A 13,548-nucleotide genomic window follows, 5' to 3' on the forward strand; every position below is an offset into this window, starting at 1 on the left:
ACGCAGGCCGCAGCCTCAGGCTGCCACCACCACCCGCAGCAACTGCTTCTGTATCTTCCCGCTGGCCGTCTTGGGCAGGGCCTCGCGGAAGTGGTAGCGGCGCGGGCGCTTGTAGGCGGCCAGGCGGTCGCCGTGGACCAGGAAGGCGTCCAGCGCCTCGGCCGTGGGCGTGGCGCCAGGCTTGGCGACCACGTGGGCGGCGACGATCTGGCCCCAGCGCTCGTCGGCCTCGCCGATGACGGCGACCTCGAGCACATCGGCGTGTTCGACCAGCGCGTCTTCCACTTCGCGGGGATAGACGTTCTCGGCGCCCGAATTGATCATGTAGTCGATGCGGTCACGGATCCAGAGATAGCCGTCGTCGTCGATGTGGCCCAGGTCGCCCGTGTGGTACCAGCCGTGCGCCAGGGCGCGGGTGTTGGCGTCGGGGCGGTTGAGGTAGCCGGCCATCATGCAGGGGCCGCGCACCAGGATCTCGCCCACCTCGCCGGGCAGGCAGGCCTCGGCCGGATCGGTGGGGGCGTTGTCTTCGCGCAGGCGCGCCACGATGAGGTCATGGCCCATGGAGGGCAGCCCCGCCGAGCCCGCGTGCGAGAGTTGCTCGCGCGGCAGGAGGATGGACATGCAGGGCCCCATCTCGGTGGTGCCGTAGACCTGGACCAGGTCGCTGCCGACCTTGCGTGTCCATTCGCGGATCAGGTGCGGCGCCATGGAGGCGCCGCCGTACTCCACCAGCCGCAGCGCGGGCGCCTGCTCAGGCGAGGCAATGGGGTCGGCCAGCAGCATGGTGACCATGGTGGGCGCCGCGAAGAAGAAGCTCACGCGCTCTTCGTGGATCAGGCGCCAGGCCTCGGTCACGTCGAAGCGGCGCAGCAGCACCTGGGTGGCACCGGCCTGCAGGCGCGGCAAAAAGCTGGTGTGCAGCTCGGCCGTGTGGTTGAGCGGCGCCATGGCCAGGCCCACGTCGTCGCGCGTGAACTGCATGGTCTGGTGCATGAGGGCGTTGTGCGCCAGCTTGCTGCGGTGCGTATGCAGCACGCCCTTGGGCCGGCCCGTGGTGCCGCTGGTGTACATGAGGATGCAGGGATCGCTCTCGCGCACATGGGCCTGGGGCGGCGCGCTGCTGCGGCCCCTGGCCAGGGCGGACAGGCGCTGCGTGGCCCAGACCGGCAGCGGGTCGGCCGGGGCATCGTCGGCAAAGATCCAGTGCTCGATGCCTGCGCCAGTGCCGCCGCCTTCGGCCTTGAGCAGGGCCTGGGCGCGTGCGGCCACCTCGCCGCCCTCGTGCTCGAACACCAGGGCGCGCGCTGCGCCGTCCTTGAGGATGAAGGCCAGCTCCTGCGCCGCCAGCCGGTAGTTGATGGGGTTGAAGATGGCGCCCAGGCGCGCGGCCGCCAGCATGGTGAAGACAAAGGCCGGCGTGTTGTAGAGAAAGGCCGCGACCACGTCGCCATGGCCTATGCCCAGCTCGGCCAGGCCGTGCGCGTGGCGGTTGACTTCGGCATCGAGCTGGGCGTAGGTCCAGACGCGGCGCTCGCCGCCCTCCCACGCGACCAGGGCTTCCTTGTTCGGCAGGTAACGTGCCGGCCAGGCCAATGTGTCTCCCAGCGTCTGCTGCATGTGCGCTTCTTCCTTCTCGCTCACGAGATTTCATATATCGATGCATCTCAATGTAGGAGATTTTTTAGACAGTTATGCAATTTGCAAATGCATCCATGCAGGCAAGCGCATGGAGCTGGGGCCGGCCCGCGGAAATCCCGAAGCCGCGCGGACGCTGGCCGCAGCTAGAATGCGCCGGTCAGGAGAGAGTGCCCGCCCGGCCGCAATGGTCACAGGCAGCGGCACCGCCGAAGGCGCAGGGTTCGCCCCGAACGCTCAGGCAAAAGGACTGGCACCGCCTGCCGCCACGGCCGCAGGCGTTCCTAGCTGGAGAGAGATGCAGGGCACGGCGGTGTGCCCCATCCACCGAAGGAGCAAGCCCCACGCATGGAAGGTGCGGGTGAATCTCTCAGGTAAAGCGGACAGCAGGGCAGGACATCCCGGGATTCCGGGATGGCGTTGTGCCTTGCCCCTTGCCGAAAAGAGAGTCCCTCCTTGACCGCCGCCTCCACCACCGATCTGCTCAAGACCCCGCTGTTCGACCTGCACCAGGAACTGGGCGCGCGCATGGTGCCGTTTGCCGGCTACTCCATGCCCGTGCAATACCCGCAGGGGCTGATGGCCGAGCACCTGCACACGCGCGAGGCGGCAGGCCTGTTCGATGTCTCGCACATGGGCCAGATCAGCCTGCGCGGCCCGGATGCCGGCGCGGCGCTGGAATCGCTGCTGCCCATGGACGTGCTGGGCCTGGGCGAACACCGCCAGCGCTACGGCCTGCTGCTCAACGACGCGGGCGGCATTCTGGACGACCTGATGTTCGTGCGCCGCGAGGACGACCTGTTCCTGATCGTCAACGGCGCCTGCAAGCACGAAGACCTGGCGCACATAGAGGCCCGCATCGGCCAGCGCTGTGAAATCGAGCCCCAGTTCGACCGGGGCCTGCTGGCACTGCAGGGCCCGCAGGCAGCAGCCGCCATGGAGCGCCTGCTGCCCGACACGGCCGGGCTGGTGTTCATGACGGGCGGCTACTTCGACTGGGAAGGCGCCGAGCTGTACATCACGCGCAGCGGCTATACCGGCGAGGACGGCTTCGAGATCTCCCTGCCCGCCAGCCACGCCGAGGCCTTTGCCCGTGCCCTGCTGGCCCAGCCCGAAGTCAGGCCCGTGGGCCTGGGCGCGCGCAATTCGCTGCGCCTGGAAGGCGGCCTGTGCCTGTACGGCAACGATCTGGACACGACCACCACCCCGGCCGAGGCCGCCCTGAACTGGGCCGTGCAGAAGGTCCGCCGCATTGGTGGCGAACGCGAAGGCGGCTTTCCCGGCGCGGCCACCGTGCTGGCCCAGCTGCAGTCGCCCGAGCTGCTCACGCGCAAGCGCGTGGGCCTGGTGGCCCTGGAGCGCGTACCCGTGCGCGAAGGCACGGAGCTGCTGGATGCCAGCGGCCGCAAGGTCGGCCAGGTCACCAGCGGCCTGCTGTCGCCCACGCTGAACCAGCCCGTGGCACTGGCCTATGTGGAGCCGGGCAGCGCCGCCATCGGCACCACGCTGCAGGCCATGGTGCGCGGCAAGGCCGTGCCCATGCAGGTGCAGGCCACGCCCTTCGTGGCGCCCCGCTATCACCGCGGTTGAGGACAGCCTGCGCGCTTGGCGTGGATCGAGTTCGGCGGATTCGTTTTTCCTGCCATCGCATGCCGCTACAGTGCGCACTGACCTTTCTCAAACCGCCTTTCACAGGTTTCTTTTTCAGTTTCTATCGGAGCAAGCCATGAGCATCCAGTATTCCAAGGACCACGAATGGATCAACGCCGCCAACCCTGACGCGGCCATCGTCGGCATCACCCTCCACGCGCAGGATGCGCTGGGCGACGTGGTGTTCGTCGATCTGCCCGCCGTGGGCACCAGCTTCAACCAGGGCGATGTGGCCGGCGTGGTCGAGTCCGTCAAGGCCGCCGCCGATGTCTACATGCCCGTCAGCGGCGAGATCGTCGAAGTCAACGAAGCCCTGCGCGACGACCCCTCCCTGGCCAACAGCGACCCGCTGGGCGAAGGCTGGTTCTTCAAGGTCAAGCTCAGCGACGCAGGCCAGCTGGCCGCGCTGCTCGACGAAGCCGCCTACACGGCCTTCGCACAGAGCAACTGACGCCACTTTCCGGCCAGGACGGGCGCCAGGGCCCGCCCTGGCGCTTTTCAGCTTTTGAGACAGGTCCCTCCATGCTGATGTCCTCCACCCAGCCCCTTGCCGCCCTCGAGAACGCCACCGAATTCGTGGCCCGCCATATCGGCATCGCGCCCGAAGACGAGGCCCACATGCTCGGCGCCATTGGCGCGGCATCGCGCGATGCGCTGATCGACGCCATCGTCCCGCCCTCCATCCGGCGCCACCAGCCCATGGCGCTGCCGCCAGCGGCCACCGAGGCACAGGCGCTGGCCGAGCTCAAGGCGCTGGCAGGCCGCAACCAGCTGCTCAAAAGCTTCATCGGCCAGGGCTACTACGGCACGCACACGCCCGGCGTCATCCTGCGCAACATTCTGGAGAACCCCGCCTGGTACACGGCCTACACGCCCTACCAGGCCGAGATCTCGCAAGGCCGCATGGAGGCCCTGGTCAACTTCCAGACCATGGTCTGCGACCTGACGGGCATGCCGATTGCCAACGCCTCCATGCTGGACGAGGCCACGGCGGCCGCCGAGGCCATGACGCTGGCCAAGCGCTCCGTCAAAAGCAAGAGCAACCGTTTCGTGGTGGCCGGCGATGCCCACCCGCAGACCATCGAGGTCATCCAGACGCGCGCCGCGCCGCTGGGCATCGAGGTGCTGCTGGCCAACTCGCTGGAGGAATGGAACCAGCTGATGGAGGGCGACTACTTCGCCGTGCTGGCCCAGTACCCCGCCACCAGCGGCCGCATCGACGATCTGCGTGCCGACGTGGACAAGGCCCATGCAAAGCAGGCCGCCTTCATCGTGGCCACCGACCTGCTGGCGCTGACCCTGATCACACCGCCCGGCGAATGGGGTGCCGACATCGTGGTGGGCACCACCCAGCGCTTTGGCATGCCCATGGGCGCAGGCGGCCCGCACGCCGCCTTCATGGCCTGCCGCGACGAGTTCAAGCGCTCCCTGCCCGGCCGCCTGGTCGGCGTGAGCGTGGACGTGCATGGCAAGCCCGCCTACCGCCTGGCACTGCAGACGCGCGAGCAGCACATCCGCCGCGAAAAGGCCACCTCCAACATCTGCACGGCCCAGGTGCTGCCCGCCGTGGTGGCCAGCATGTACGCCGTCTACCACGGCCCCGAGGGCCTGGAGCGCATCGCCCGCCGCGTGGCCTCGTACACGGCCATCCTGGCGCGCGGCCTGGCCGAGCTGGGCGCGCCGCTGCGCGAGGTGCCCAGCTTCGACACGCTGAGCCTGCACACGGCTGCGGCCACGCAGGCCATCGTGGAGCGTGCCGTGTCCCTGGGCGCCAACCTGCGCGTGTATTTCAAGGAATACCTGTGCATCTCGCTGGACGAGACCACCACGCGCGCCGATGTCGAGCTGCTGTGGAAGATCTTCGCCCGGGACGGCCAGGCCCTGCCCAGCTTCGCCGCCTTCGAAAAGGGCGTGGAGCCGCTGATCCCTGACGGCCTGCGCCGCAGCAGCGATTTCCTCACGCACCCGGTGTTCAACACCCACCGCTCCGAGACCGCCATGCTGCGCTACATCCGCCAGCTGTCGGACAAGGACCTGGCGCTGGACCGCAGCATGATCCCGCTGGGCTCCTGCACCATGAAGCTCAACGCCACCAGCGAGATGATTCCCATCACCTGGCCCGAGTTCGCCCAGGTGCACCCCTTTGCCCCGGCCGACCAGCAGCAGGGCTATGCGGAACTGGACAAGCAGCTGCGCGACTGGCTGTGCCAGGCCACGGGCTACGCCGGCATCAGCCTGCAGCCCAATGCCGGCAGCCAGGGCGAGTACGCGGGCCTGCTGGCCATCAAGGGCTGGCATGCGAGCCGGGGCCAGTCGCACCGCAACGTCTGCCTGATTCCCAGCAGCGCCCACGGCACCAACCCCGCCAGCGCGCAGATGGTGGGCATGCAGGTGGTGGTCACCGCCTGCGATGCCAACGGCAACGTCGACATGGCGGACCTGGCGGCCAAGTGCGAGCAGCACAGTGCCAACCTGGCCTGCATCATGATCACCTACCCCAGCACGCACGGCGTGTTCGAGACCCAGGTCAAGGAGCTGTGCAAGCTGGTGCATGACCATGGCGGCCGCGTCTACGTGGACGGCGCCAACATGAACGCCCTGGTGGGCCTGGCCGCGCCGGGCAGCTTCGGCGGCGATGTCAGCCACCTGAACCTGCACAAGACCTTCTGCATTCCGCACGGTGGCGGCGGCCCGGGCGTGGGCCCCGTCTGCGTGGTCGAGGACCTCGTCCCCTTCCTGCCCGGCCATGCCACGGCGGGCCTTGCGGGCGGCACGGGTGCCATCAGTGCCGCACCGCTGGGCAATGCGGCCGTGCTGCCCATCAGCTGGATGTACATCCGCATGATGGGCGCCCAGGGCCTGACCCTGGCCACCGAGACCGCCATCCTCAGCGCCAACTACATCAGCGCCCGGCTGCGCGACCACTACCCCACGCTGTACGCGGGCGAGCACGGCCATGTGGCGCACGAGTGCATTCTGGACCTGCGCCAGTTCAAGGAAAGCACGGGCGTCATGGCCGAGGACGTGGCCAAGCGCCTGATCGACTACGGCTTCCATGCGCCCACGCTGTCCTTCCCCGTGCCCAACACGCTGATGGTGGAGCCCACCGAAAGCGAAAGCCTGTACGAGCTGGACCGCTTCGTTGACGCGATGATCGCCATCCGCGAGGAAATCCGCGCCATCGAGCAGGGCCGACTGCCCCAGGACGACAACCCGCTCAAGAACGCGCCGCACACGGCCGAGACGCTGCTGGCCTCGGAATGGGCCCACCCCTACAGCCGCGAGGCCGCCGCCTACCCGGTGGCTGCCCTGCGCCAGTCCAAGTACTGGTGCCCGGTGGGCCGCGTGGACAACGTCTACGGCGACCGCAACCTGTACTGCAGCTGCATCCCCGTGGACGCTTACCTGAGCTGAAGCACCTGCCACCGAAAGGGGCGCTTGTGGCGCCCCGCCTGGCGCGCGTACACTGCGGCCCTGCCCGCGCCGGGCGCCGGTAATCTGCCGGACGCCGGGCGCGGGCCCCAGGATTTGTGCGGCATGTGCCGCTTTCCCCAGCGCCAGCCCGCGATGAGCAGCCCAGACCATTCCGATCCGCCTCGCGACGACGAGCACCTGCCCCTGCATGCGCTGCTGGCGCCCGGCGCCGACCTGCCCCCCGTCGAACGCTTCCCCCCCTTCCAGCCCGAAGACGACCCGCTGCAGGCTCTGGTGGCCGAGCTGCGCAACTACCAGCGCGAACTGGAAATCCAGAACCGCGTGCTGGACTACAGCCAGGCCGTGGCCGAAAGCGCCTCCGAGCGCTTCGAGGCCCTGTTCGCCAGCATTCCCCTGCCCCTGCTGGTGGTGGACGAGCACGACATGGTGGTGCAGGCCAACGCCATGGCGCACAGCGCCTTCCAGCCCTCAGAGCATGACCGGCTGCTGGTGAACTTCGCGCCCTTCGTGCACCCGGACGACGCCGAGCGCGTGCGCGAGACCTTCTCCGCCGCACGCGAGCTGGGCCGCACCGAGGCCCACGAGGTCTGCTTCGAGATCACCGAGCAGCACCAGCTGCGCGCCGACCTGCACGTGGCCTGCATCGCCATCCCCCAGCAAAGCGGCCCGCCCATTGCCCAGTACCTGTGCGCCGTGGTGGACCAGGGCCCGCTGCTGGCCGAGCGCCTGGCGCTGCAGCAGCGCAACCACCAGCTGTTCCTGAGCGAGCGGCGGCTGGAATCGGTCATCAACTCGGCGCTGGATGCCATCATCTGCCTGGACTCGGACCAGCGCATCACCGTCTTCAATCCCACGGCCGCCGCCCTGTTCCTGTGCCCGCCGCACGACGCGCTGGGCAGCCCACTGGAGCGTTTCCTGCCCGATGCGGCACAGGCCCTGTCCTTTGCACCGCTGACCACGCAGGCCGTGCTGGGCGAGATGACGGCGCGCACGGCCAGCGGCCGCGAGATTCCGGTCGAGGTCAGTGTCTCCTTCGAGCACCACAGCGGCGGCGAGACCACCACCGTGTTCGCGCGCGACCTCACCAGCCGCAAGAAGGCCGAGGCCCAGCGCAACGAGCTGGAAGACCAGCTGCGCGAATCGCACAAGATGCAGGCCCTGGGCACCATGGCCGGCGGCATTGCGCACGACTTCAACAACATCGTGGGCGCCATCCTGGGCAACGTGGAGCTGGCCAAGGCCGACTGCGGCGGCAATGCCGCAGCCATCGAAAGCCTGCAGGAGATCGAAAAGGCCGGCCGCCGCGCGCGCGACCTGGTGCGCCAGATCCTGACCTTCAGCCGCAACGAGCCACCCCAGCGCAAGCCCGTGCAGGCGCGTGAAGTCATGGGCGACACGGCGCGGCTGCTGCGCGTGACCCTGCCGCCCGCCGTGGAGCTGCAGGTGCATGTGCCGCCGCAGCTGCCCCCCATGCTTGCCGACGCCATGCAGGTGGAGCAGGCCCTGTTCAACCTGTGCACCAACGCCATGCACGCCCTGGGTGAACGGCGCGGCCTGATCCAGATGGACGCCGACCTGGTGCGCCCCGACCAGCGCCTGTGCGAGCGCCTGGGCCTGCCGCCCGTCAGCTACGTGGCGCTGTCGGTGCAGGACAACGGCCCCGGCATGGATGCGCGCACGCTGCAGCGCATCTTCGAGCCCTTCTTCACCACCAAGCCCGTGGGCCAGGGAACGGGCCTGGGCCTGCCCGTGGTGCACGGCGTCATGCGCAACCACGGCGGCGCCGTGGACGTGTACAGCATTCCAGGACAAGGCAGCCGCTTCACGCTGTACTTTCCCCCGGCCGACGCCCTGGCGCCCGCCGAGTACGTACCTGCCCAGGCGTCCGTGGCCGAAACGCCGCCCAGCCTGCCGGAGCCGCTGGCAGCCGCAGAAACCCCGACCGGCCCGCAGTTCGCCCTGCTGCCCGACCCGCAGGCCGCACAGCAGCATGTGATGTACGTGGACGACGACCAGGCCCTGGTCTTCCTCGTGCAGCGCCTGCTGCGCCGTCGCGGCTACCAGGTCAGCGGCTTCACCGATCCGCACGAGGCCACCGAGGCGCTGCGCGCCGCCCCCCAGGACTACGACCTGCTGGTCACCGACTACAACATGCCGGGCTACAGCGGCATCGACCTGGTGTATGAGGCGCTGTCCATCCAGCCCCTGCTGCCCATCGCCCTGGCCTCGGGCTACATCACCGCCGAGATCGAGCAGGCCGCCATGGCCGCAGGCGCCCGGGCCCTGGTGCACAAGCCCAATGACGTGGAGGAGCTGTGCGCCACCGTGCACAGGCTCCTCAATGAACGGTGAGCGGCTTGAGCACTGAAACGCCGCAGGAGTGCATCGGTGCTGGTGCTGGTGCTGGTGCTGGTGCTGGTGCTGCTGCCGATGCCGATATCGATGCAGGTGTCTCCTGCCTGTACGAGGACGCCGAGCTGCTGGTGCTGGACAAGCCCTCCGGCCTGCTGTGCGTGCCCGGGCGCGGCCCCGACAAGCAGGACTGCCTGAGCGGCCGCGCCTTGCAGCGCTGGCCCGATGCGCTGGTCGTGCACCGGCTGGACCAGGCCACCTCGGGCCTGGTGGTCATGGCGCGCAGCCTGGCCAGCCAGCGCCTCCTGAGCGAAGCCTTTGCGCAGCGCCGCGTGCACAAGCTCTATGTGGCCGTGGTCGCCGGCCGCCCTGCCGCGCAGCAGGCCGACGCCTGGCAAAGCATCGACCTGCCGATAGCCGCCGACTGGGAGCGGCGCCCCTTGCGCATCATCGACGCCCTGCAGGGCAAGCCCAGCCAGACCCTGTGGCGCGCCATGCCCGCAGCCACCGAAGGCCATGACACACCCACCACGCGGGTGCAGCTGCAGCCCGTGACGGGCCGCACCCACCAGTTGCGCGTGCACATGGCGGCGCTGGGCCATGCCATCCTGGGCGATGCGCTCTATGCCGATGCCGCCGTGCAGGCCCTGTCGCCGCGCCTGCTGCTGCATGCGCACCAGCTGGAGCTGGCCCATCCCCTGTCGGGCCAAACGCTGCGTTTCGAATCCGCCGTGCCGTTTTGATCCACCGCAGAAACACGGAAACCGGCGCCCTCTGGCGCGTTGCTGCAATGCAACATTCCGTGTACGTGTTTCCCCTTCTTGCAGTCGGTCATATTGGTTTCATGCAGCACCGTCCGGGTGCACCGTCGGCATCAGGCGTTTTCGTCGCCCAAAACCGGCGTTGACAAGCGGCCTGCGATGGCATCCAGCCCTTAGCGAAAAGCCTGCATGCGCGCCAGCCCCGGGATACCCTGTTGCCATTGGTAACCAGGAGATTAATCTGTGCTTCTTTGCGCGGATCGCCCCTACAGGAGCCACCGCGTTTTTCAGAACGCTTTACCCAAAGTTGAAGGAAGTACTCATGAGCATTCCGTTCCGCATGCACACCGTCGTCGCCGCCCTGGGTTTGGCTGGTGCCGCCTTGTTCTCCACAGCGCATGCGCAAATCAAGATCGCCATGGTGGTTCCCACCACTGGCCCGCTGACGCAGTACGGCGACATGGTCAAGGAAGGCGTGAACACCGCCGTGGAAATGGCCAATGCGGCTGGCGGCGTCAATGGCAAGAAGATCGAGCTGGTGTCCGTCGATGACGCCTGCGAACCCAAGCAAGGCCCCGTGGCCGCCAACCGCGTGGTCAACGCCAAGATCGGCTACGTGATCGGCCCCGTCTGCTCGGGCGCATCGATTGCCGCCGCCCCGATCTACAACAACGAAGGCGTGGTCGTCGTGACCCCCTCGGCCACCTCCCCGGCCCTGACCGACGGCAAGAACTACCACTTCATCTTCCGCACCATCGGCCGCGATGACCAGCAGGGCCCGGCCGCCGCCAAGTTCATCCTGGACAAGGCCAAGCCCAAGAAGGTTGCCGTGCTGCACGACAAGCAGTCGTATGGCCAGGGCATTGCCTCCTCCGTGCGCGACGACCTGAAGAAGGCCGGCGTGGAAGTGGCCCTGTTCGAAGGCATCAACGCCGGCGACAGCGACTACTCCGCCGTCATCACCAAGCTCAAGAGCGCCGGTGTGGACTTCGTCTACTACGGCGGCTACCACCCTGAAATGGGCCTGCTGCTGCGCCAGGCTTCCGAGCAGGGTCTGAAGGTCCGCATGATGGGTCCCGAAGGCGTGGGCAACCCCGAAGTCAACGCCATCGCCGGCAACGCCGTCGAAGGCATGCTGGTGACCCTGCCTGCAGACTTCTCGGCCAACCCCAAGAACGCCGCCGTGGTCAAGGCCTTCAAGGACAAGAAGCGCAATCCCTCGGGCGCCTTCCAGCTGACCGCCTTTGCCGCCACGCAAGTGCTGCTGGACAGCATCAAGGCCGTGGGCGACAGCCCCGCCAAGGTGGCTGACCACCTGCACAAGTCCAACTTCGAGACCGTTCTGGGCTCGGTGGGCTGGAACAAGCAGGGCGACCTGAAGTCCTTCGACTTCCAGGTGTTCGAATGGCACAAGGACGGCAGCAAGTCGGTCGCTGCCAAGTAATCCCCCTCGTTGACTGGCCGGGGCACGCTTGCGCGTGTCCCGGTTGTCTGCATCCTGGCCTTTTAGGCCTTTTCCTGTTTTGGGGCGGCATTACACCATGTCAGAACTCTTACCTCAGCTGATACAGCAGCTGTTCAACGGACTGTCCCTGGGCGCCATCTATGCCCTGATCGCCATCGGCTACACAATGGTCTACGGCATCATCGGGATGATCAACTTCGCCCACGGCGACATCTACATGATCGGCGCCTACATCGGCCTGGTCACGCTGTCGGCCATCGGCACGACAAGCGGCCTGCCCGTGTGGGCCATCATCGGCCTGATGCTGGTGGTGTCGGTCTTCGTCACCGGCGTCTACGGCCTGGTGGTGGAACAGGTGGCCTACAAGCCGCTGCGCCGCAGCCCCCGCCTGGTGGCCCTGATCTCGGCCATCGGCATGTCCATCTTCCTGCAGAACTGGGTGGCCCTGGGCCAGGGCGCGCGCGACATGGCCGTGCCCTCGCTGCTGCCCGGCGCGCTGCGTTTCGGCGCCGAAGGTGGCTTCGAGATCTATGTGCCCTACTCGCGCATCCTGATCATCGTGGTCGCCATCGTGCTCATGGTGCTGCTGACGCTGTACATCCGCCATTCCCGCATGGGCCGTGCCTCGCGCGCCTGCGCCCAGGACATGCACATGGCCAGCCTGCTGGGCATCGACACCAACCGCGTGATCTCGTTCACCTTCGTGCTCGGCGCCATGCTGGCAGCCGTGGGCGGCGTGCTGATCGCGCTGGCCGTGGGCAAGCTCAACCCGTTCATCGGCTTTCTGGCCGGCATCAAGGCCTTCACGGCGGCGGTGCTGGGCGGCATCGGCTCCATCCCCGGCGCCATGCTGGGCGGCGTGCTGCTGGGCGTGGCCGAGACCTTTGCGGCAGCCTACATCTCGTCCGAGTACAAGGACATCGTGGCCTTCGGCCTGCTGGTGCTGATCCTGCTGTTCCGCCCCACGGGCCTGCTGGGCAAGCCTGAAGTGGAGAAGGTCTGATGAAAGCCAAACCCACCTTGAACCTGCGCGACGCCCTGATCGCCACGGTGATGACGGCCGTGGTCGTCACGCCCATCTTCGGCCTGCACCTGGAGCGCGCCGGCACCCGCACCATCATCAACCCCGACTGGACGGTGGTGGCCTGGGCCTGCGCCCTGGTCTTCCTGGTGCAGCTTCTGCGCCCGCTGATCGCAGCGAAGATGCCCAAGGTCTCGCTGCCCTCGCTGCCGCACGCACGCCCCAGCCACCGCAACGGCCTGATCCTGGCCGCCCTGCTGATCGCCGTGTCCTGGCCCTTCTTCGCGGGCCGCAACGCGGTGGACATCGCCACGCTGGCCATGATCTACGTGATGCTGGGCCTGGGCCTGAACATCGTCGTGGGCTTTGCCGGCCTGCTGGACCTGGGCTTCGTGGGCTTCTACGCCGTGGGCGCCTATACCTATGCGCTGCTGTTCCACTGGGCCGGCTGGTCCTTCTGGGAAGCGCTGCCGCTGGCTGGCGCCGCTGCCGCGATGTTCGGCTTCGTGCTGGGCTTTCCGGTGCTGCGGCTGCGCGGTGACTACCTGGCCATCGTGACGCTGGGCTTCGGCGAAATCATCCGCCTGATGCTGGTCAACCTGACCAGCATCACGGGCGGGCCGGACGGCATCTCCAGCATCCCCAAGCCCACGGTGCTGGGCCTGGAGATGACGCGCACCCCCTCCACCGAGGGCGGCACGACCTTCCACCAGTTCCTGGGGCTGGAGTTCAGCTCGCTGCACATGGTGATCTTCCTGTACCTGATGGCGCTGCTGCTGGCCGTGATCACGCTGTGCATCTCCAACCGCCTGGTGCGCATGCCCATAGGCCGCGCCTGGGAGGCGCTGCGCGAGGACGAGATCGCCTGCCGCTCCCTGGGCCTGAACCCCATGAAGATCAAGCTGTCCGCCTTCACGCTGGGCGCCATGTTCGCCGGCCTGGGCGGCGCCTTCTTCGCGGCGCGCCAGGGCATCGTCAACCCCGAATCGTTCACCTTCATCGAATCGGCGCTGATCCTGTCCATCGTGGTGCTGGGCGGCATGGGCTCGCAGCTGGGCGTGATCATCGCGGCCATCTTGCTGACGGTGCTGCCCGAGCTGGCGCGCGAGTTCTCCGAGTACCGCATGCTGATCTTCGGCCTGGTGATGGTGCTGATGATGATCTGGCGCCCGCAGGGCCTGCTGCCCATGCGCCGCCACCATGTGGAGGTGCGCTCATGAGGCATG

At 67.9% G+C, this 13,548-nt stretch carries 9 protein-coding genes and 2 riboswitches; of the genes, 8 read left to right on the forward strand and 1 reads right to left on the reverse strand.

Features of this window, described 5'->3' with window-relative positions; genetic code table 11:
* Positions 1-15 precede the first annotated feature (15 nt).
* Entirely contained in the window at positions 16-1,620 is a 1,605-nt protein-coding gene (locus DACI_RS21800) for a fatty acid--CoA ligase (RefSeq protein ID WP_012206128.1), read from the reverse strand.
* Between the two features lie 169 nt (positions 1,621-1,789).
* Positions 1,790-1,901, forward strand: a riboswitch (glycine riboswitch).
* 15 nt (positions 1,902-1,916) lie between these two features.
* Positions 1,917-2,035: riboswitch (glycine riboswitch) on the forward strand.
* Positions 2,036-2,094: 59 nt separating this feature from the next.
* On the opposite strand from DACI_RS21800, the gene gcvT reads away from it, so the two are divergent.
* The 8 genes from gcvT to DACI_RS21840 all read left to right on the forward strand — a co-directional run bounded on the left by gcvT (position 2,095) and on the right by DACI_RS21840 (position 13,542).
* Positions 2,095-3,228, forward strand: a complete 1,134-nt coding sequence (gcvT, locus tag DACI_RS21805; RefSeq protein ID WP_043782255.1) for a glycine cleavage system aminomethyltransferase GcvT — start codon at positions 2,095-2,097, stop codon at positions 3,226-3,228.
* A 136-nt stretch (positions 3,229-3,364) separates the two neighbouring features.
* Positions 3,365-3,739 (forward strand): glycine cleavage system protein GcvH, encoded by a 375-nt coding sequence (gcvH, locus tag DACI_RS21810; protein WP_012206130.1) that lies wholly within the window; start codon positions 3,365-3,367, stop codon positions 3,737-3,739.
* A 71-nt stretch (positions 3,740-3,810) separates the two neighbouring features.
* Positions 3,811-6,702 carry an aminomethyl-transferring glycine dehydrogenase gene (gcvP, locus tag DACI_RS21815; protein ID WP_012206131.1) on the forward strand — a complete coding sequence of 964 codons (2,892 nt, stop codon included), beginning with the start codon at positions 3,811-3,813 and terminating at the stop codon, positions 6,700-6,702.
* A 153-nt stretch (positions 6,703-6,855) separates the two neighbouring features.
* A complete protein-coding gene (locus DACI_RS21820) occupies positions 6,856-9,075 on the forward strand; it encodes a PAS domain-containing hybrid sensor histidine kinase/response regulator (RefSeq protein WP_043783594.1) in 2,220 nt (739 codons plus the stop codon).
* A gap of 5 nt (positions 9,076-9,080) precedes the next feature.
* Complete coding sequence (locus DACI_RS21825; protein ID WP_012206133.1) at positions 9,081-9,818, forward strand: RluA family pseudouridine synthase; 738 nt, start codon at positions 9,081-9,083, stop codon at positions 9,816-9,818.
* Positions 9,819-10,158: 340 nt separating this feature from the next.
* A complete protein-coding gene (locus tag DACI_RS21830) occupies positions 10,159-11,280 on the forward strand; it encodes a branched-chain amino acid ABC transporter substrate-binding protein (protein WP_012206134.1) in 1,122 nt (373 codons plus the stop codon).
* Between the two features lie 97 nt (positions 11,281-11,377).
* Entirely contained in the window at positions 11,378-12,304 is a 927-nt protein-coding gene (livH, locus tag DACI_RS21835; RefSeq protein WP_012206135.1) for a high-affinity branched-chain amino acid ABC transporter permease LivH, read from the forward strand.
* Positions 12,304-13,542 (forward strand): high-affinity branched-chain amino acid ABC transporter permease LivM, encoded by a 1,239-nt coding sequence (locus DACI_RS21840; RefSeq protein WP_012206136.1) that lies wholly within the window; start codon positions 12,304-12,306, stop codon positions 13,540-13,542. Before livH ends, DACI_RS21840 begins: the two co-directional genes overlap by 1 nt.
* The last annotated feature ends 6 nt before the right edge of the window (positions 13,543-13,548 follow it).

Source organism: Delftia acidovorans SPH-1, assembly GCF_000018665.1.
Taxonomy (GTDB): domain Bacteria; phylum Pseudomonadota; class Gammaproteobacteria; order Burkholderiales; family Burkholderiaceae_C; genus Comamonas; species Comamonas acidovorans.

Bases quoted from the DNA above. Each gene is read 5' to 3' on its own strand.
- gcvP (WP_012206131.1), top strand. From the start codon at position 3,811: ATGCTGATGTCCTCCACCCAGCCCCTTGCCGCCCTCGAGAACGCCACC.
- gcvH (WP_012206130.1), top strand. From the start codon at position 3,365: ATGAGCATCCAGTATTCCAAGGACCACGAATGGATCAACGCCGCCAAC.
- DACI_RS21840 (WP_012206136.1), top strand. From the start codon at position 12,304: ATGAAAGCCAAACCCACCTTGAACCTGCGCGACGCCCTGATCGCCACG.
- DACI_RS21800 (WP_012206128.1), bottom strand. From the start codon at position 1,620: ATGCAGCAGACGCTGGGAGACACATTGGCCTGGCCGGCACGTTACCTG.
- livH (WP_012206135.1), top strand. From the start codon at position 11,378: ATGTCAGAACTCTTACCTCAGCTGATACAGCAGCTGTTCAACGGACTG.
- DACI_RS21830 (WP_012206134.1), top strand. From the start codon at position 10,159: ATGAGCATTCCGTTCCGCATGCACACCGTCGTCGCCGCCCTGGGTTTG.
- DACI_RS21820 (WP_043783594.1), top strand. From the start codon at position 6,856: ATGAGCAGCCCAGACCATTCCGATCCGCCTCGCGACGACGAGCACCTG.